Below are 18,623 nucleotides of genomic sequence, written 5' to 3'. Positions count from 1 at the left end.
GGTGATGTCAACGGGGCCCCCAATGATCTTGGGAGCCCCGTTTGGCCTGGTGGGCGCAGTAGGGATCGAACCTACGACCGCTCGGGTGTAAACCGAGTGCTCTCCCGCTGAGCTATGCGCCCGGAAGGTGGCACCCGCGCACGGGTGCCACCGGTGAAGACTCAGGCCAGCGAGGCCACGGCCTTCTTCCACGCCTGCTGGTCACGCGCCTCGCCGGGCTGGTTGACCTCGGCGAACCGCACGATGCCGTCCTTGTCGATCAGGAAGGTGCCGCGGGTGGCCAGACCGGCCGTCTCGTTGAAGACGCCGTAGGCCTTCGCGACCTCACCGTGCGGCCAGAAGTCCGAAAGCAGGGGGAACTGGTAGCCCTCCTGCTCGGCCCACGCCTTGAGCGAGAACGGGGTGTCCACGGACACGCCGATGACCTGGACGCCCTGGCCGTCGTAATCCGCGAACTCGTCGCGGAGCTGGCACAGCTCGCCGGTGCAGATGCCGCTGAACGCGAACGGGTAGAACACGAGCAGGACCGGCTTCTCGCCCTGGAAGGACGACAGCTTCACGGCCTGCTTGTTGTAGTCGTTGAGCGTGAAGTCCGGGGCTTGCGTTCCGACCTCGACGGCCATACCGGCGGTTTCCTCTCAAGAGCGAACAGGGGCCTGCGACGACAACCCTATCGTGTCGCTCGCGCGGCTCCTGAGGTCACCGCTTGGTCTTCGACGACTTCGGCGACACCAGCCGGGTTCCCGCCCACTTGGGGCCGGCGCTGATGTTGGCCGTCTGCGCCAATCCCACCTGCGGCACCGCTTCGGCGATCTCGCTCGGCTGGACGTGTCCTGGCTGCCCCGTTTTCGGGGTCAGCACCCAGATCACGCCGTTCTCGTTCAAGGGGGTCCGGACCTCGATCAGCGTGTCGCCGAGATCACCGTCGTCTTCGCGCCACCACAGCAGCACCACGTCGATGACCTCGTCGGCGTCCTCGTCGAGGATGTCGCCGCCGATCTGCTCCTCGATCGCCGCACGAAGATCGTCATCGACGTCCTCGTCCCAGCCGATCTCCTGGACCACCATGTCCGGCTTGATCCCAAGCCTTTCGGCGACGCTGTTCTGATCAGCGTCTCCCGCGGCGACCACTGCTGTCACTCCTCCAACTACGACGGAGCGTGGTGTCACCACGGCCGGATCGACCGGGCGGGCACCACACTCGGGTACACGATGCCCGTTAGCGAACACTGGTGAGGCGCTGCGCGCAACCGTCCACACCGGATCTTGAACAACTCGTGTCGCAGCGTACGGGCATTCGGACCACTCGGGCGAGGTCAATTCAGGCGCGCCTGGGCGCCTCCGAACGCCCTGCTCTAGGGTGGGAGAGAAAACGCGCGCGCGAATACAGGCGCGTGCGAGGCGTGTCGCAATCGGGTCCGCGAACGTTACCGATCAGTAGCGGTGACGAGAACGGAACCGGAGGACGACGATGGAAGGCGAACACGCCCGCGTACGAGCACAACCAGCTACCACCTTTTGCAAGGAGACCCCTTGGCCCCGCAGAACGACGGCGCCTCCGGCAAGGAGACCCCGGCACGCGTCCGCGTCATCCGTGACGGCTTGGCGGCGCACCTGCCCGACATCGACCCGGAGGAGACCGCCGAATGGCTGGACTCCTTCGACGAGGCGCTGGCCAGGGGTGGTCAGCAGCGCGCCAGGTACCTGATGCTGCGCATCCTCGAGCGGGCCAGGGAACGCCACGTCGGCGTTCCGGCGCTGACGTCGACGGACTACGTCAACACCATCCCCACCGAGAACGAACCCTGGTTCCCCGGTGACGAGGAGATCGAGCGCCGCTACCGCGCCTACATCCGGTGGAACGCCGCGATCATGGTGCACCGCGCGCAGCGTCCTGGCGTGGGTGTCGGCGGGCACATCTCGACCTACGGCTCGTCCGCGGCGCTGTACGAAGTGGGCTTCAACCACTTCTTCCGCGGCAAGGACCACTCGGGCGGCGGAGACCAGATCTTCATCCAGGGACACGCCTCCCCCGGCATCTACGCCCGCGCGTTCCTCGAGGGCAGGCTGAGCGAGAACCAGCTGGACGGGTTCCGCCAGGAGTACTCGCACGCCGGCGAGGGCGGCGGCCTGCCGTCGTACCCGCACCCGCGGCTGATGCCGGAGTTCTGGGAGAACCCGACCGTGTCCATGGGCCTCGGCCCGATGAACGCGATCTACCAGGCGCGGTTCAACCGCTACCTGCGCGATCGCGGCATCAAGGACACCAGCGACCAGCACGTCTGGGCGTTCCTCGGCGACGGCGAGATGGACGAGCCGGAATCGCGCGGCCTCATCCACGTGGCCGCCGGCGAAGGCCTCGACAACCTGACCTTCGTGATCAACTGCAACCTGCAGCGGCTCGACGGCCCGGTGCGCGGCAACGGCAAGATCATCCAGGAGCTGGAGTCGTACTTCCGCGGCGCCGGCTGGAACGTCATCAAGGTCATCTGGGGCCGCGAGTGGGACTCGCTGCTGCACGCCGACCGTGACGGCGCGCTGGTCAACCTGATGAACACCACCCCGGACGGCGACTTCCAGACCTACAAGGCCAACGACGGCGCCTTCGTCCGCGAGCACTTCTTCGGCCGCGACCCGCGGACCAAGGAGCTGGTCAAGGACCTCACCGACGCCGACGTCTGGAACCTCAAGCGCGGCGGGCACGACTACCGCAAGGTCTACGCGGCCTACAAGTCGTCGCTGGAACACCACGGCCAGCCGACGGTGATCCTGGCCCACACCATCAAGGGTTACGGCCTCGGGCCGTCCTTCGAGGGCCGCAACGCCACGCACCAGATGAAGAAGCTCACCCTCGACGACCTCAAGCTGTTCCGGGACGCCCAGCGCATCCCGATCAGCGACGAGGAACTCGAGCGAGACCCGAAGCTCCCGCCGTACTACCACCCCGGCAAGGAATCGGCGGAGATCGAGTACATGATCGGCCGCCGCAAGGCGCTCGGCGGGTTCCTGCCGGAGCGTCGCCCGAAGGCCTCGAAGGCCCTCGTGCTGCCCGGCGACAAGGTCTACGAAGGCATCCGCAAGGGCTCGGGCAAGCAGGAGGTCGCCACCACGATGGCGTTCGTCCGGCTCGTCCGCGAGCTGGCGAAGGACTCCGAGATCGGCAAGCGGATCGTGCCGATCATCCCGGACGAGGCGCGCACCTTCGGCCTCGACTCGATGTTCCCGACGGCCAAGATCTACAACCCGCACGGCCAGACGTACACGTCGGTCGACGCGAGCCTGATGCTGGCCTACAAGGAGTCCGAAAAGGGCGTCATCCTGCACGAGGGCATCAACGAGGCGGGGTCCACCGCGTCGTTCACCGCCGTCGGCACCTCGTACGCCACGCACGGCGAGCCGATGATCCCGATCTACATCTTCTATTCGATGTTCGGGTTCCAGCGGACCGGTGACGGCCTCTACGCGGCGGCGGACCAGATGGCCCGCGGGTTCGTGCTCGGCGCCACCGCCGGCCGCACCACGCTGACCGGTGAGGGCCTGCAGCACGCCGACGGGCATTCGCTGCTGCTGGCGGCGACCAACCCGGCCGTCGTGGCCTACGACGCGGCGTGGTCGTTCGAGATCGCCCACATCGTGCGGGACGGTCTGCGCCGGATGTACGGCGAGACCGGGCCGGACGGCAACGGCGAGAACATCTTCTACTACATGACGATCTACAACGAGCCCTACCAGCAGCCCGCCGAGCCCGAGAACCTCGACGTCGACGGCCTGCTGAAGGGTCTGTACCGCTACGCCGACGCCCCGTCGGGCGACGGTCCGGAGGCGCAGATCCTGGTGTCCGGCGTCACCATGCCCGACGCACTTCGCGCGCAGCAGATGCTCGCCGAGGAGTGGGGCGTTCGCGCGGCCGTGTGGTCGGCGACGTCGTGGACCGAGCTGCGGCGTGAAGCCGTCGAGGTCGACCACGACAACCTGCTCCACCCGGGCGACTCCCCGCGTGTGCCGTACATCACGCAGAAGCTGTCCGGTGCGAACGGGCCGGTCGTCGCGGTTTCGGACTGGATGCGCGCCGTGCCGGACCTCATCCGCCCGTGGGTGCCGAACGACATGCTGACGCTGGGCACCGACGGGTTCGGGTTCTCCGACACCCGCCCGGCCGCCCGGCGGAAGTTCCTGGTCGACGCGCAGTCGATCGTGGTCGGCACGCTGAGCGCGCTCGCCAAGCGCGGCGAGTTCGACCGGGCGAAGGTGGCCGAGGCGGCGCGGAAGTACCGCCTCGACGACGTGGCCGCCGCGGGTCCGCAGTTGTCGGACTCCGGCAGCGCCTGACGCTGAGATGAAGGGGCTTTTCATTGCAAAATTTGCGATGAAAGGCCCCTTCATTGCGTCCGGCGGCGAAGTGGTTAGGGTTAGACATCGGATGTTTCTGGGGGTAAGCGGGAAGGGTGAGTGAGTGTGACCAAGCGTCGACTGCCGAAGCCGAGTGAGCTGAAGCAGATCCTGCGGCCGAAGCCGATCGTGCTCAACCCCACCGAACGACGGCTTGCGGGCGCGCACACGATCGCCGACCTGCGGATGCTCGCCCGCAAGCGGACCCCGCGGGCGGCGTTCGACTACACCGACGGCGCCGCGGAGCTGGAGGACAGCCTCCGCCGTGCCCGGCAAGCCTTCCGCAGCATCGAATTCCACCCCAACGTCCTGCGCGGGGTGTCCGATGTGGACACCGGCAAGGAGATCCTCGGCAAGCGTTCGGAGCTGCCGTTCGCGTTCGCGCCGACCGGGTTCACGCGCATGATGAACCATGAGGGCGAGTCCGCGGTGGCCCGCGTCGCCCAGCGCAACGGTATCCCGATGGGTCTGTCGACGATGGCGACGACGTCGATCGAAGATCTCGCGGCGGCCGCCCCGGAGGCCCGCAAGTGGTTCCAGCTCTACGTCTGGCGCGACCACAAAGCAGGCGAAGATCTGATGAATCGCGCCTGGGCCGCCGGATTCGACACGCTCATGCTGACGGTGGACACTCCGGTCGCGGGCGCGCGGCTGCGCGACGTCCGCAACGGGCTGACCATCCCGCCCGCGCTCACCCTCAAGACGTTCGTCGACGGCGCGATGCATCCGGCGTGGTGGTTCAACCTGCTGACCACCGAGCCGCTGACCTTCGCGTCGCTGAGCCAGTTCGACGGCACGGTCGCCGAACTGCTCAACCAGCTCTTCGACCCGACCCTGAACTTCGACGACCTCGACTGGGTCCGCCAGACCTGGCCGGGCAAGCTCGTGGTCAAGGGCATCCAGAACGTCGACGACGCGCGTGACGTGGTCAAGCACGGCGCGGACGCGGTGCTGCTGTCCAATCACGGCGGTCGTCAGCTCGACCGCGCGCCGACCCCGATCGAACTGTTGCCCGCCGTGCTCGACGAGATCCAGGGCGACGCGGAGGTGTGGGTCGACACCGGCATCCTCTCCGGCGGCGACATCGTGGCCGCGATCGCGCGTGGCGCCGACGCGGTGCTCATCGGGCGCGCGTTCCTCTACGGCCTGATGGCCGGGGGCGAGCGCGGTGTTCAGCGGTGCGTGGACATCCTGCGCGCCGAGATGGTCCGGACGATGCAGCTGCTTGGCGTGCGCACCCTCGCCGACCTCAAGCCGTCGCACGCCACCATGCGCTGACTCCCCTCGCAATTCGGCACCTACTTGCGCATGCGAGTACCGCAAGCAGGTGCCGAATTGCGTGGTCAGCGGGCCGCGGCGGTGACCCCGGCAGGCGCGGTGAGGACCTGCTTCGCCGTGCGGTTCCAGCTCCACCAGCCGTGTACGACCAAGCCGGCGAACACGATGTAGACCGCGGCTGAGAAGTACAGGCCCGAGGAGAGCTGCAGCGGTACGCCGATCGCGTCGACGACCAGCCACACCAGCCAGAACTCGACGAGACCCGCGCCCTGCGCGGCGAAGGCGACCAGCGTGCCGACGAAGATCGCGGCGTCCGGCCATGGCGCCCACGAGGCGTTCAGCGCGTCGAGGACCAGTGCCATCGCGGTGGTGCCGATCGCGAACGCGCCGATCATCGCCAGCCGCTCGCCGAGACGGCCCTTGCGGACGACGACGCCGTAGACCGGGTCACTGCGGCGGGACCAGGCCCACCAGCCGTAGATCGAGATGACGAGGATCGCGATCTGCCTGGTGGCGAGCCCGCCGAGATGCGCGGAGAGGTAGACCGAAAAGAGCAGCACGGTGGCGCCGACCTGGACCGGCCACGTCCACAGCGTGCGGCGTTGCGCCAGGAAGACCACGGCCAGCGCGAAGATCTGCCCCGCCAGTTCGGCGAAGGAGATCCACTGTCCGAGCACCGTGACACCGTTGTGCAGCAGGAACTCCACGTCCGCACCCCTCTCCGTCTCCCGCTCCAACATGCTCCGTCGCGACGCCATTCCCCAGCGAGTGTGAGGTGCGGAACAGGGAGACGGCTCGAGAGACGCTGAGGCGGAGTAGCCGGGGACCCGCGGGACACGAAAAGGGCCCTTCACCGCGTGCTCCGCGGCGACGGGCCCTCATCGACTCCACGCGGGCCCGGTGCCTTCCTCGATCACCGGGCCCGCGGGATGCTCAGGAATCTACGCGACCGATGCCCACAGGCGAAGTCGGCGGCTCCGAACGGACCTCCTGCTTGCCGGCGCCCGGCTCCAACTGGCCCTGCAGATTCGCCAGCCAGCCCTGCCAGCGCTCCTGCGCGGGCTTGATCAGGCCGCCGCCGAAGCCGACGACGATGACGCCGCCGATGGTGGCGAGAACGGCCACCAGGATCGGCCCGGTGATCGCCGTCGCGATGTTCACCTGGCCGAGCGCGGCGATGATGCCGAACGCCATGATCATCCAGTAGGCGATCGTGCCGAGCAGCCGTCCCGCCGGCCGGGTGGAGAGCGCTCCGGTCACCAGGTCGCGGACGACCTTCGCGACGGCGGCCGCGACGATCACCAGCACCAGCGCCACCAGGATCCGCGGCAGGAACGCGATGATGTCGTTGAGCAGCGCGCTGACCGGATTGCTCTCACCGAATACGCCGAACGCGAGTTGCAGCGCGATCAGGAGAATGAAGTAGTACACGAGTTTGACGAGGATTCCGCCCGCGTCGACATTCGCCTGTTTGAGCGTTCCGGTGAGTCCGGTCTTCTCGATGAGCTTGCCGAATCCGATCTTCGACAGAACCAGTCCCAATGCCTTCGACAAGGCTTTCGCGATCAACCAGCCGATGAACAGGATGACCAGGAAACCGACCAACTTCGGCACGAAGGTGGCGACAAGGTTCCATGCTTGTCCCAGACCGTCTTTCAGCTGCTCGCCCACGGCGAACTCCCTCCTCTGCGCATCCGCGACCTACCCGGTGCGGCTTGCGAGGGATCGTTGATCACCGGCACCGCACCGGCAACTCGGCGACCCACGATCGAGTGAGTGAGCTAGCGGGAAAAGATCCACAAGTCGCATACTTGTCCTACCGGTGGGGACCGGGGAGACGAGGCCGTCCGGCGCAGCGAAAAACGCTCGCGCCGGGCGGCCTCGAGTATTTTACGAACTCTTTTCGCAATTCACCGTCGTCTGTCCACTTCGGACTGGAGCGGCAAAGGACCGCAGGATGAAGGCCACCTTTGCCCGGCGGACTAGGATCGGCTGACCATGGCTGATGCGACCTCCGGACGGCAAGTGCCCAAGCACCACGGGCTGTCCGTCAAGACCCTCCGGCGGCTCGAGCACGCCTCCGGCCGGCTCGCGAGCGCGAGCGTGGCGGTGATGGAAGAGCGGCTGAGCTGGTTCAACCGTCTTCCCGCCGACCAGCGCGCGAGTGTCCTGCTGATCACCCAGGCGGGTGCCGCCGGTTTCGTCGATTGGCTCCGCGACGCGAAGGAGGCGCTCTCCCTCACCACCGAGGCGTTCCGCGAAGCACCCGCCGAACTTTCCCGCTGGGTGAGCCTGCGGCAGGCGGTCGGCATGGTGCGCCTGGCGATCGAGGTGTTCGAGGAGCAACTGCCGGAGTTCGCCGCGAACGAGGCGGAACGCGCCGCGCTGATCGAGGGGATCCTGCGCTACGGCAGGGAGATCGCGTTCGCCGCCGCCAACTCCTACGCGGCAGCCGCCGAGGCCCGCGGCGCCTGGGACGCGCGGCTGGAGGCACTGGTCGTCGACGGCATCGTCCGCGGCGACGCCGAGGAAGCGGTGCTCTCACGCGCCGCCGCGCTCGGCTGGGATCCCGCCGCGCCCGCCACCGCGCTGGTCGGCACCCCGACGTCGGACGACCCGCCCGCCGTCGTGTTCGAGGTCCGCAGCCGCGCCGCCAGGGTCGGGCGCCCGGTGCTGCTTTCGGTGCAGGGATCCCGGCTGGTCGTGGTCGTCGCCGGTCCCACCGACGGCAGCGTCAAGGACCGCGAAATCCTCACCAAGCTTTCGGTCGCCTTCGCCGAAGGCCCGGTCGTCGCCGGGCCGACCGTGCCCACCCTCGCCGAAGCGCATCACAGCGCGACTGAGGCGCTCTCGGGCCTGCGGGCCGTCGTCGGCTGGCCCGGCGCGCCACGGCCCGCGAGATCGATCGACCTGCTGCCGGAACGCGCGTTGTCCGGCGATCCCGAAGCCGAACGCCTGCTCGTCGAGCAGATCGCCCGGCCGCTGGAGGAAGCAGGCCCGGCACTGCTGCGGACGGTGGAGACGTACCTCGACAGCGGCGGCGTCCTGGAGACCTGCGCGCGGACGCTGTTCGTCCACCCGAACACCGTCCGGTACCGGCTGCGGAAGGCCGCCGAACTCACCGGCCGCCACGCCGCCGAATCGCGCGACGCCTGGGTGCTGAAGGTGGCATTGACCGTCGGGCGGCTGGCTCGCGCTCGTGGGCTCTGGTAGCCGCGGGTCGTGGTCGCGGCCCCGCCCGCCGACGCCATGACCCACCCGGCAACGCCATGAAAGGTCCTTTCCTTGCAAAATTTGCAAGGAAAGGACCTTTCATGGCGTCGGGAAGGTGTGAAGGTCGAGTTTCCTTCACGCGCCGCCTGCGTGAACGCTGGTGCCGCTGAAGCTCATACGGTCAGGCCGTGGCCGACTCGGCAGCCTTGGCCGCCCGCTCGATTTCCGCCCGCCGGTTCTCCCAGAAGGCCGCGTCCTGCCGGGTCGTCTCGACCTCGCCGTCCACTTGCTCGCGCAGGATGTCGGCGTGCCCGGCGTGCCTGCTGGTCTCCGTGAGCATGTGGACCAGGACGTTGAACAGCAGCACGTCCGGACGTGGCCACCAGGGCACGTGGCCGGGCGAGTCGATGGCGAGAGCGGCGACGGTCGCGTCCGAGTGTTCCCAGACGCGCCGGTAGCGGCCAGCGATCTCCTCGCGAGTTTCGTGTTCGGTCGCCCACAGGTCGGTACCGCGCTGCTCGAGATCGTCCCATCGGGGGACGGGCTCGGGGAACGGCCGATCGAAGACCTCGCCGAAGTACCGGGCCTCCCAGACCGACAAGTGCTTGACGAGACCGAGCAGGTTGGTCCCCGTCGTGGTCAGCGGACGACGGATGTCGTACTCGGACAACCCGTCCAGCTTCCGGAGCAGCACTTCACGGATCTCCCGCAGTTCGCCGTGCAGGTACTCCTTCGCGAAATCGTCGATCATGCGCACGAGCATGCACCAACCGGCCGGTGACTCTGCGCAGTGACGGACTTCATAGGGAAAGCTGGTTGAACCCGACAAGGCTTTTGGGTTAAGCGCAGAGATCAGGATGGCACTTTTGGAGGGTTCCCACAATTACGTCGGCCGGACTTGGTGAGCGTCGGCATCACGACCATGGTGGCCGAGAGTGTTCTCTAGTGGGGTGACAGTCGCAGTCCTCGCCCCCGGTCAGGGTTCCCAAGCCCCAGGCATGCTCTCCCCTTGGCTCGAGCTCGACGGTGCCCGCGCGCGCGTCGAAGCCTGGTCCGAGCGGGCCGGTCTCGACCTGGTCCGTCTCGGCACCGAAGCCGACGCCGAGGAGATCCAGGACACCGCGATCACGCAGCCGCTGATCGTGGCGCTGTCGCTGCTGGCGTTCGAGCACCTTCAGCGTGAGGCCCCGGTCGCCGCGGACTCGCCGGTCGCCGGTCACTCCGTCGGTGAGCTGGCGGCCGCCGCCATCGCCGGGGTGCTGAGCCCCGAAGACGCCGTCGCGCTGGCCGCCGTCCGCGGCGCGGAAATGGCGAAGGCGTGCGCGCTGGAGCCCACGAGCATGGCCGCGGTCATGCTCGGCGACCCGGAGCAGGTCGTCGCGTGGCTCGACGGGCACGGCCTCGCCGCGGCGAACCGCAACGGCGCCGGCCAGATCGTCGCCTCCGGCGCCGCCGACGCGATCGAGAAGATCGTGGCCGAGCCGATGGAGGGCACCAAGGTCCGGGCGCTCAAGGTCGCGGGCGCGTTCCACACCTCCTACATGGCACCCGCGCGTGAAGCGCTGGCCGCCCACGCTGCGAAGATCACCCCGGCGGACCCGACGCGTCCGCTGCTGTCGAACGCCGACGGCCAGGTCGTCACCAGCGGGGCCGAATACCTCGACCGGCTGGTCAAGCAGGTCACGAACCCGGTGCGCTGGGATCTGACCATGGACGGTCTGGTCTCCGCGGGTGTCACCTCGACGCTCGAACTTCCGCCGGCGGGCACGCTGACCGGGCTGGTCAAGCGGCAGCTCAAGGGAACCGTGACCACCACGATCGCTCTGAAGACGCCCGCCGAGCTGGCGAAGCTTCAGGGGCAGGAGGACGCTTCGTGACCGACCGATCCACCTTGCGGCAGGCGCCGGGCGCCGCCGGGACCCGCATCCTCGGTGTCGGGAGCTTCCAGCCCGAGAAGATCGTGACCAACGACGATCTCTCGAAGATCATGGACACCAACGACCAGTGGATCCGCGATCGGGTCGGCATCGTCGAGCGCCGGTTCGCCGAAAAGGACGAGTCGCTGGTCGACATGGCGGTCAAGGCAGGCACCGCCGCGCTGGCGGACGCCGGGGTGGATCCGTCCGAAGTGGACACGGTCATCCTGCCGAACTGCACGATGCCGACGCAGATCCCGAACGCCGCCGCGCAGGTGGCCGACCGGATCGGCATCACGCATCCGGCCGCGTTCGATCTCAACGCCGCCTGCGCCGGGTTCTGTTACGGCATCGGCGTCGCCTCGGACCTCATCCGGGCGGGCACCGCGAAGAAGGCGCTCGTCATCGGCGCCGAGAAGCTCACCGACCACGTCGACCCGGTCGACCGCGCGAACGCGATCATCTTCGCCGACGGCGCGGGCGCGGCGGTGGTCGGCGCGGCCGACACCCCGCAGATCGGCCCGGTCGCGTGGGGCAGCGCCGGCGAGCACGTCGACCTCATCTACATGCGCGACGACAAGTGGATCTACCAGGAGGGCCAGTCGGTCTTCCGCTGGGCGACCACGCAGATCGCGCCGATCGCCTTGCACGCGCTGGAACTGGCCGGGCTCGAACCGTCCGATGTGGACGTGCTCATCCCGCATCAGGCCAACCTGCGCATCGTCGAAGCCATCGCCAAGAAGCTGCGCGCCAAGGGCGCCCGCGAGGACATGGTCGTGGCCGACGACATCAAGTACTCGGGCAACACCTCGTCCGCGTCGATTCCGCTGGCGCTGGACCACATGCGCAAGGCAGGCACCGTGAAACAGGGCGACGTCGTACTCGCCGTGGGCTTCGGTGCCGGACTCTCCTACGCGGGCCAGGCCTTCATCTGCCCGTGATGAATACTTCCCTTGCGGACACCGTGTCCGCAGGGCAGCCGAAAGCATCACCGAGAAGGGAACAACCAGTGGCAGACAACGCAGAGATCCTCGCCGGCCTCGCCGAGATCGTCGAAGAGGTCGCCGGTGTGGCGCAGGACGACGTGACCGCCGAGAAGTCCTTCGTGGACGACCTCGACATCGACTCGCTGTCCATGGTGGAGATCGCTGTTCAGGCTGAGGACAAGTTCGGCGTCAAGATCCCGGACGACGAGCTCGCGAACCTGAAGACCGTTGGCGACGCGGTGAACTACGTGTCGGCCAACTCCAAGTAAGTCCGACTTCTTGATTGGCGCCGACCTTGGGGAGACTCCAATGAGCAACATCGACGTCGTGATCACCGGGATGGGCGCGACCACGCCGCTCGGCGGGGACGTCGCGTCCACGTGGGACGGCCTGCTCGCCGGGGCGAGCGGGATCCGCCGCATCGAAGCCGACTGGGTCGACGAACTCGAACTGCCGGTGAAGATCGGCGCCATGCTCGCCGTCGACCCGTCCGAAGTCCTGCCGCGGGTCCAGGCCCGACGGCTGGACCGCTGTGAGCAGGTGGCGCTCATCGCCGCCCGGCAGGCTTGGGCGGACGCGGGCTTCGAGCAGCCGACCGACGAGCATCAGGATGTGGAACCCGAGCGCCTCGGGGTGACCATCGGTACCGGTGTCGGCGGTCCGGTCACCCTGATCTCCCAGAACGACCTTCTGCACAAGCAGGGACTCCGCAAGGTCTCCCCGCTGACCGTGCCGATGCTGATGCCGAACGGCCCCGCCGCTCACGTCGGGATCGACCTGAAGGCGCGGGCCGGCGTGCACTCGCCCGCCTCGGCCTGCGCGTCGGGCGCGGAAGGCATCGCCGCCGGCTACGAGATGATCCGCTCGGGCCGGGCCGACGTCGTGGTCGCCGGTGGTGCCGAATCGTGCATCCACCCGATCACCCTCGCCGGTTTCGCCCAGGCGCGGACGGTGTCCACCCGCAACGACGACCCGACGAAGGCGTCCAGGCCGTTCGACGTGAACCGTGACGGTTTCGTCCTCGGCGAGGGCTCCGGTGTCGTGATCCTCGAGCGGGCGGACCGCGCCAAGGCCCGCAACGCGCGGATCTACGCGCAGCTGAGCGGCTACGGGATCACTTCGGACGCGTACCACATCACGGGCAACCACCCGGAGGGCATCGGCCAGATCGCCGCCATGCGGCAGGCGATGACGATGGCCGGGGTCTCCCCTGCCGACGTCGGCCACGTCAACGCGCACGCGACCTCGACGGTCGTCGGCGACGTCGGCGAGGCCGCGGCGATCCGCAACGCGGTCGGCGAGCACGTGGTGGTGACCGCTCCCAAGGGCGCGCTCGGTCACCTGGTCGGCGGTGCGGGCGCGGTCGAGGGCATCGCCACGATCCTGGCGATCTACCACGGGCTCATCCCGGCGACACTGAACCTCGAGGACCTGGACCCGAAGGTGCAGCTCGACGTCGTCTCCGGCGAGGCGCGCAAGGTCGAGCTGGGCGCGGCGATCAGCAACTCGTTCGGCTTCGGCGGGCACAACACGGCGCTGCTGTTCACCCCGGCGGCCTGATTTCAGTACGTGAAGGCCCCCTTCACTGCGTCTAGCGCAGTGAAGGGGGCCTTTACGTACTTCGGGCGCGCTGCTTGAAATCGGGCCGATCGGCTTCCGCGATGTTCATGACGTGAGCGACCTGACGCGGGAGCGTGTACTCGATTTCGACGACATGCTCCCAATGGTCGCGCAGCTCGCGAAGTGCTTTCTCCCTGTCCGCGCCGAGGTTGTGCAGTGCCGACGCGACCCTGCGGTCCAGTTCGTAGATCACCTCGCAGGTGGCCTGAATCTCCTCGTACACCTTCAAGTTGAGACTCGCGACCATGGTCATCAGGCCGAGGCATTTCGGCATCGCCGCATGCACCTCGTCGTCGTATGATCGAATTCTCGCCTCATCGAGTTCCGAAGGATCGTTCTTCGCGAACCAGGTCACCCAGTTGATCGCGTGCTGGATCGCGAACATGGCGGAGAAGACGCCCGCCGCCTGCTCTCTCAGCGCGGCGATGTAAGCCGCGTGTTCGGCCTTCTCATGTCGCAGACGTTCGTTGCGTACGGTGACGAGGTTCGTGATGATGCTGCCGACCAATGCCGCCATCGCTCCGGCTGCGGCTCCGAGAAGTGCCGCCACGGCTGGACTCATTCGCTCCCTCTCCTCGCCGGCCGCACCACCACGCCGGCCCTGTTCGTCTAAGGGTGGATGAACCACAGTGTCATGGGGTGGTCCTCCTGGCAGTCGTAGATCTGCATCTGCGTGAGATCCGCGGTCTCCCCCTTGGCGTCCAGGCACCGGGTCGGGTTGCCGCCGCCGACCTTCGAACGGATGAAGTCCGGCACGGAGTTGGGGAACGCCGGCGGGACCCACCGCTGACCGCTGTTCGTATTGCAGCTCACCTGGATGACCGGGGCTCTGTTGGTGTTGCTGCCGAGGACATCGAGGCAGCGGCCACTCGCCTGGTTGATGAAGCGGAAGGTGCCAGGCGTGTTGGGGACGATCGCCCATTTCTGGACGGCGTTGTTGTTGCAGGGCATCTGCACCACAGGCACGCTGTTCCCCAGCGGGTTGCCCGGGTGCGGCTGGATGCACTTGTTGCTGCCGAAGTTGCGCACACGGTTGTAGCCGTCCGCGCTTGCGGGCGGTGCGGCCAGCGCCGTCACCGCGAGCGCGGCGCTCAGCAGTCCGATGATCTTGGCCTTCATGATTCCCCTCGTCTCCCTGGGTGCCGCCGATCGCGGCCTGGTGCGTCGAGACTGGCCGGGAGTGCTGCGTCACCGCTGCGCCCGCGCTGCGGTGGAACGTTTCCGCCTCGGGGGACGACCTCTCCAGGAGGGGGGTCTCATGCTGGTGCGGATTCTCGGGCCGGTGGACGTGGTGGCCGATGGTGCGGCGCGGCCGGTACGGGGCTTGCGGCGCAAGGCGTTGCTCGCCGTGCTGGCGTTACGGGCGGGCGAGATCGTGAGCGTCGACCGGCTCACCGACTTGGTGTGGGGCGCCCGGCCGCCCGCGGCGAACACGGTGCAGACCCACGTTTCGGCGTTGCGCCGGATGCTGGGCGACCGCGACGCGATCGTGGCTCGCTCCCCTGGCTATGTCCTGAACGCGGCGACGGATCTGGGAGACGCCCAACGTCTGATCGATCAGGCCGGGCGGGCGGCGGATCCCGCCACGACCGCGGCGTGCCTGCGGGAGGCACTGACGTTGTGGCGGGACAGGCCGCTGGCCGACGTCACCGGGATGACGTGGCTGGACGAGCAGGCCGAGCGGCTCGCGTTGCTGCGACTCGACGCCGTGGAAGCGCTGGGCGAGGCGCGGCTGGCGCTCGGCGAGCACGCGCGGCTCGTGCCCGAGCTGGAAGAGCTGTGCCGCCTGCATCCGTTCCGCGAGAACCTGCACCGGCAGCTGATGCTCGCGTTGTACGGCGTGGGAAGGCAGGCGGACGCGCTCGACGTGTACGACCGCCTGCGGCGGGCGCTGGACGATCAGCTGGGTGTCGAGCCGGGTCCGGCGCTGCGCGAGTCGCATGCCGCACTGCTCCGTCAGGACACCGCCTTGGACCGGTCACCGGCGCCCCTCACCGCCGAGCCGAACAGGTTCTGCACCACCGGCTCCGGCGCGCGGATCGCCTACAACGCCACCGGCCGGGGATCCCCGCTGGTGGTCCCGCCCGGCTGGATCGCGGCGCTGGAGCTGGGCTGGCAAGACCCGGGACTACGCGCGCTCTACGCGCCCTTGTTGGCCGGACACCGGGTGATCCGCTACGACATGCCGGGTACCGGGTTGTCCGGGCCCGTTCTCCGGCCGCGATCGCTGGACGGCGAGGTCGAAGGGCTGCGCACGGTCGTCGACGCGGCCGGAGCGGAGCGGGTGGCGCTGCTCGGCGTGTCGATGGGGGCGCCCGTGGCGCTGGCGTTCGCGGCCCGCTATCCGCACCGGGTGGATCACCTCGTGCTGTACGGCGGGTACGCCGACGGCGGCGCCATCGCGCCCGCGTCCGCCCGGCGGGCGTTCGTGGGCCTGGTCCGGGAGAACTGGGGCCTCGGCACGGAACTGCTCGCCGACGTCCTGATGCCCGACGGCGACGCGGCGGCCCGCGCGCGGTTCGTCCGCATGCAGCGCGCGACGGCGTCGGCCGAGGCGGCCGCCGGTTTGCTGACCACCTGCTACGAATTCCGCGTCACCGAGTTGCTCGACCGGATCGCCGTCCCGACATTGGTGCTGCACCGGCGCGACGATCGGGCCATCCCCTACGAGCTGGGCAAGGAGCTCGCGACCCGGATCCCGAACGCCCGGTTCGCCGTGCTGGAGGGCCGCAGCCACCTGCCGTACGTCGGAGACGCGCACGCGGTCGTGAACGCGATCCTGGACTTCCTCGCTGTCACGCCTCCTGACGCTTGACCAGATACCGCCCGGCCCACCAGGCCACTTCCACCAGCACGATCCCCACCCCGGCACAGGCGAACGCCGACAGCGTGTACGCGCTCACGCTCGGGTCCAGCGCGAAGAACTTCTGTGTGAACGGGATCAGGAACAACGCGAGCGTCAGCACGACCATCCCGCCGATCAGCAGGATCTTCCACCACCGGTACGGCCGCGCGACGATCCCGAGCACCCACAGCGCGATCGTGATGAGCGTGATCAGCGCGGTCGTCCCCGCCTGGATCTTGTCCAGTTCGGACTGTCCCGATCCCTTGTACACCAGCAGGTAGCTCACGAAGGTCGCGGTGGCGATGACCAGCCCGGCCGGGACGGCCATCCGCATCACCCTGCCGACGAAGCCGCTGCGGGCGCGTTCGTTGTTCGGCGCCAGCGAAAGCACGAAGGCGGGTAGGCCGATCGTGAACCACGCGGTGATGGTGATGTGCCGCGGCAGGAACGGGAACGGCACCTGCGCGATGCCGACCATCAGCGCCAGCAGCACCGAGTACACCGTCTTGGTGAGGAACAGGTTCGAGACGCGCTCGATGTTGCCGATCACGCGCCGCCCCTCGGCGACGACGTGCGGCAGGGTGGCGAACTTGTCGTCCAGGAGCACGATCTGCGCGACCGCGCGGGTGGCGGGACTGCCGGCACCCATGGCGACACCGATGTCCGCGTCCTTCAGCGCGAGGACGTCGTTCACGCCGTCGCCGGTCATCGCGACGGTGTGGCCCTTCGACTGCAGGGCACCGACCATCGCGCGTTTCTGCAACGGGGTCACGCGGCCGAAGACGGCGCGTTCCTCCAGGGTGTCGGCCAGCTTTTCGGCGTCGTCCGGGAGCTTCCGCGCGTCGACGGGTTTGTCCGCGCCCGGCAGGTCCAGGGTGCCCGCGACGGCGCCCACCGAAATGGCGTTGTCGCCGGAGATGACCTTGACCGCGACGTCCTGGTGCGCGAAGAAGTCCAGAGTGTCCTTCGCGTCCGGGCGGACCTTCTGCTCCAGCACCACGAGCGCGACCGGTTCGATGTCGCCGGGTCCCTCGGCCGCGTCGACGGCGCGCTCCGCGCGGCCCAGCAACAGGACGCGCAGGCCGCGAGAGCCGATCTTCTCGGCCTCCGCCCGGTGCTCCCCTTCGGGCAGCAGGACGTCGGCCGCGCCGAGCACCCAGTCGCCGTCGCCGTTGAACGACGCGCCACTCCACTTGCGCGCGGAGGAGAACGGCATGGTCGTGGAAACCCGCCAGCCCGGATCGGTCCGGTGCGCCTCCGCGATCGCCTGCAGGCTCGCGTTCGGCCGGGGATCGGCGGCGGCGAGCGCGGCCAGCGCGTCGTCCACCGGATGGCCCGGCGTGATCTCCCGGACCTCGGAAAGCCGCATCGCGTTCTCGGTGAGCGTGCCGGTCTTGTCCGCGCACACCACGTCGACCCTGGCGAGTCCCTCGATCGCCGGGAGTTCCTGCACCAGGCACTGGCGCTTGCCGAGCCGGATGACGCCGACCGCCAGCGCGACGCTGGTCATCAGCACCAGTCCTTCGGGCACCATCGGCACGAGCGCCGCGACCATGCCGCGCAGCGCGTCCGGCCACGCCTGGTCGCCCGCGAGCTGGTTGTAGATGGTCAGCGCGCCCGCCGGGACGAGCAGGTACGTGATGAACTTGAGGATCTTGTCGATGCCCTGCCGCAGCTCCGACTTCACCAGGGTGAACTTGCTGGCCTCCGCGGCCAGTTTCGCCGCGTAGGATTCGTCGCCGATGACGTCGGCGCGGTAGGTGCCGCTGCCCGCGACGACGAAGCTGCCGGAGAGCACCTTGTCGCCTGGCTGTTTGACCACCGGATCGGATTCACCGGTCAGCAGCGACTCGTCGACCTCCAGCGCGTCGGCCGTCAGCGTCGGGCCGTCGACGACGATCTTGTCGCCGGGCCCCAGTTCGACGAGGTCGCCGAGCACGACGTCTTCCGGGGCGATCTCGGCGCTCTGCCCGTCACGGCGGACCGTGGGCTTCGCCTGACCGACGATGGCGAGCCGCTCCAAGGTCCGTTTCGCCCGGAGTTCCTGGATGATGCCGACCGCGCTGTTGACGATGATCAACCCGCCGAACAACCCGTCGATGAAGTACCCCGTCGACAGGATGAGCACGAACAGCACGCCGTAGATCGCGTTGATCCGGGTGAAGACGTTCGCGCGGATGATCTCGCCGGTGGTCCGGCTGGTCTTCGTCGAGACGACGTTGGTCTGGCCCGCGGCCACCCGCCGGGCGACCTCTTCGCTGGTGAGCCCCCTCGAGGCGTCGGTCAGCAGGGCCGGCTGATCTATTGCCATGCCCGCGACTCTATTCCGCCCGGTCCCCGCCCGCGTCAGCCTGCGGGACCATGTCACCCCTTACT

General features: G+C 68.5%; 16 protein-coding genes and 1 tRNA gene. 8 read left to right on the top strand and 9 right to left on the bottom strand.

Going from position 1 to position 18,623, the window contains the following annotated elements; genetic code table 11:
• Nucleotides 1–47: 47 nt before the first annotated feature.
• From ACLJO0_RS21695 to ACLJO0_RS21685, 3 genes are all read right to left on the bottom strand, one after another.
• Nucleotides 48–122: transfer RNA gene (locus ACLJO0_RS21695), tRNA-Val, on the bottom strand.
• Nucleotides 123–161: 39 nt separating this feature from the next.
• Nucleotides 162–623 (bottom strand): peroxiredoxin, encoded by a 462-nt coding sequence (locus tag ACLJO0_RS21690; RefSeq protein WP_125792822.1) that lies wholly within the window; start codon nt 621–623, stop codon nt 162–164.
• A gap of 76 nt (nt 624–699) precedes the next feature.
• The gene (locus ACLJO0_RS21685; protein ID WP_125786920.1) at nt 700–1,131 is read right to left on the bottom strand and encodes a DUF3052 domain-containing protein; all 432 of its coding nucleotides are present in this window, start codon (nt 1,129–1,131) and stop codon (nt 700–702) included.
• A gap of 402 nt (nt 1,132–1,533) precedes the next feature.
• Between ACLJO0_RS21685 and aceE the strand changes: the two genes are divergently transcribed.
• Together aceE and ACLJO0_RS21675 are read left to right on the top strand one after the other, a co-directional pair.
• Nucleotides 1,534–4,329 carry a pyruvate dehydrogenase (acetyl-transferring), homodimeric type gene (gene aceE, locus ACLJO0_RS21680; RefSeq protein ID WP_410580252.1) on the top strand — a complete coding sequence of 932 codons (2,796 nt, stop codon included), beginning with the start codon at nt 1,534–1,536 and terminating at the stop codon, nt 4,327–4,329.
• A gap of 126 nt (nt 4,330–4,455) precedes the next feature.
• Complete coding sequence (locus ACLJO0_RS21675; RefSeq protein WP_410580251.1) at nt 4,456–5,667, top strand: alpha-hydroxy-acid oxidizing protein; 1,212 nt, start codon at nt 4,456–4,458, stop codon at nt 5,665–5,667.
• Nucleotides 5,668–5,732: 65 nt separating this feature from the next.
• Here ACLJO0_RS21675 and ACLJO0_RS21670 read toward each other — a convergent pair whose 3' ends face one another.
• A complete protein-coding gene (locus ACLJO0_RS21670) occupies nt 5,733–6,374 on the bottom strand; it encodes a nicotinamide riboside transporter PnuC (protein ID WP_410580250.1) in 642 nt (213 codons plus the stop codon).
• Nucleotides 6,375–6,600: 226 nt separating this feature from the next.
• Complete coding sequence (locus ACLJO0_RS21665; RefSeq protein ID WP_125792818.1) at nt 6,601–7,338, bottom strand: mechanosensitive ion channel family protein; 738 nt, start codon at nt 7,336–7,338, stop codon at nt 6,601–6,603.
• Nucleotides 7,339–7,665: 327 nt separating this feature from the next.
• Between ACLJO0_RS21665 and ACLJO0_RS21660 the strand changes: the two genes are divergently transcribed.
• A complete protein-coding gene (locus tag ACLJO0_RS21660) occupies nt 7,666–8,880 on the top strand; it encodes a PucR family transcriptional regulator (protein WP_125786411.1) in 1,215 nt (404 codons plus the stop codon).
• A gap of 181 nt (nt 8,881–9,061) precedes the next feature.
• Here the strand turns inward: ACLJO0_RS21660 and ACLJO0_RS21655 are convergent, their stop codons facing one another.
• Entirely contained in the window at nt 9,062–9,631 is a 570-nt protein-coding gene (locus ACLJO0_RS21655; RefSeq protein ID WP_410580249.1) for a DinB family protein, read from the bottom strand.
• Between the two features lie 199 nt (nt 9,632–9,830).
• Here ACLJO0_RS21655 and ACLJO0_RS21650 point away from each other — a divergent pair, with 199 nt between their 5' ends.
• The 4 genes from ACLJO0_RS21650 (at nt 9,831) to ACLJO0_RS21635 (ending at nt 13,342) form a co-directional block, all read left to right on the top strand.
• Complete coding sequence (locus ACLJO0_RS21650; protein ID WP_410580248.1) at nt 9,831–10,757, top strand: ACP S-malonyltransferase; 927 nt, start codon at nt 9,831–9,833, stop codon at nt 10,755–10,757.
• Nucleotides 10,754–11,737: a beta-ketoacyl-ACP synthase III gene (locus ACLJO0_RS21645; protein ID WP_125792815.1), complete on the top strand. Its 984-nt coding sequence runs from the start codon at nt 10,754–10,756 to the stop codon at nt 11,735–11,737. The genes ACLJO0_RS21650 and ACLJO0_RS21645 overlap by 4 nt, the downstream gene beginning before the upstream one ends.
• A 68-nt stretch (nt 11,738–11,805) precedes the next feature.
• Nucleotides 11,806–12,051 carry an acyl carrier protein gene (locus ACLJO0_RS21640; protein ID WP_004559006.1) on the top strand — a complete coding sequence of 82 codons (246 nt, stop codon included), beginning with the start codon at nt 11,806–11,808 and terminating at the stop codon, nt 12,049–12,051.
• Nucleotides 12,052–12,091: 40 nt separating this feature from the next.
• Nucleotides 12,092–13,342, top strand: a complete 1,251-nt coding sequence (locus ACLJO0_RS21635) for a beta-ketoacyl-[acyl-carrier-protein] synthase family protein (RefSeq protein WP_410580247.1) — start codon at nt 12,092–12,094, stop codon at nt 13,340–13,342.
• Nucleotides 13,343–13,394: 52 nt separating this feature from the next.
• Here ACLJO0_RS21635 and ACLJO0_RS21630 read toward each other — a convergent pair whose 3' ends face one another.
• Nucleotides 13,395–13,964, bottom strand: a complete 570-nt coding sequence (locus ACLJO0_RS21630) for a hypothetical protein (protein WP_410580246.1) — start codon at nt 13,962–13,964, stop codon at nt 13,395–13,397.
• Nucleotides 13,965–14,011: 47 nt separating this feature from the next.
• The gene (locus ACLJO0_RS21625) at nt 14,012–14,521 is read right to left on the bottom strand and encodes an RICIN domain-containing protein (RefSeq protein ID WP_410580245.1); all 510 of its coding nucleotides are present in this window, start codon (nt 14,519–14,521) and stop codon (nt 14,012–14,014) included.
• 139 nt (nt 14,522–14,660) lie between these two features.
• Between ACLJO0_RS21625 and ACLJO0_RS21620 the strand changes: the two genes are divergently transcribed.
• On the top strand, nt 14,661–16,217 hold the full coding sequence (locus tag ACLJO0_RS21620; RefSeq protein ID WP_410580244.1) for an alpha/beta fold hydrolase: 1,557 nt from the start codon (nt 14,661–14,663) through the stop codon (nt 16,215–16,217).
• On the opposite strand, the gene ACLJO0_RS21615 is transcribed toward ACLJO0_RS21620, so the two are convergent.
• Nucleotides 16,198–18,558 carry a cation-translocating P-type ATPase gene (locus tag ACLJO0_RS21615; protein ID WP_410580243.1) on the bottom strand — a complete coding sequence of 787 codons (2,361 nt, stop codon included), beginning with the start codon at nt 18,556–18,558 and terminating at the stop codon, nt 16,198–16,200. The two genes, ACLJO0_RS21620 and ACLJO0_RS21615, sit on opposite strands and share 20 nt — an antisense overlap.
• Nucleotides 18,559–18,623 lie beyond the last annotated feature (65 nt).

The sequence above is a fragment of the Amycolatopsis sp. lyj-108 genome, from assembly GCF_046549005.1.
In the GTDB taxonomy this organism is placed as follows: Bacteria; Actinomycetota; Actinomycetes; order Mycobacteriales; family Pseudonocardiaceae; genus Amycolatopsis.
The sequence above is the reverse complement of the archived record's forward strand: the minus strand, read 5'-3'. Positions and strand labels throughout refer to the sequence as shown.

Coding starts and splice junctions, on each gene's coding strand:
- ACLJO0_RS21625 (WP_410580245.1), bottom strand. CDS start 14,521: ATGAAGGCCAAGATCATCGGACTGCTGAGCGCCGCGCTCGCGGTGACG.
- ACLJO0_RS21635 (WP_410580247.1), top strand. CDS start 12,092: ATGAGCAACATCGACGTCGTGATCACCGGGATGGGCGCGACCACGCCG.
- ACLJO0_RS21615 (WP_410580243.1), bottom strand. CDS start 18,558: ATGGCAATAGATCAGCCGGCCCTGCTGACCGACGCCTCGAGGGGGCTC.
- ACLJO0_RS21690 (WP_125792822.1), bottom strand. CDS start 623: ATGGCCGTCGAGGTCGGAACGCAAGCCCCGGACTTCACGCTCAACGAC.
- ACLJO0_RS21620 (WP_410580244.1), top strand. CDS start 14,661: ATGCTGGTGCGGATTCTCGGGCCGGTGGACGTGGTGGCCGATGGTGCG.
- ACLJO0_RS21630 (WP_410580246.1), bottom strand. CDS start 13,964: ATGAGTCCAGCCGTGGCGGCACTTCTCGGAGCCGCAGCCGGAGCGATG.
- ACLJO0_RS21660 (WP_125786411.1), top strand. CDS start 7,666: ATGGCTGATGCGACCTCCGGACGGCAAGTGCCCAAGCACCACGGGCTG.
- ACLJO0_RS21655 (WP_410580249.1), bottom strand. CDS start 9,631: ATGATCGACGATTTCGCGAAGGAGTACCTGCACGGCGAACTGCGGGAG.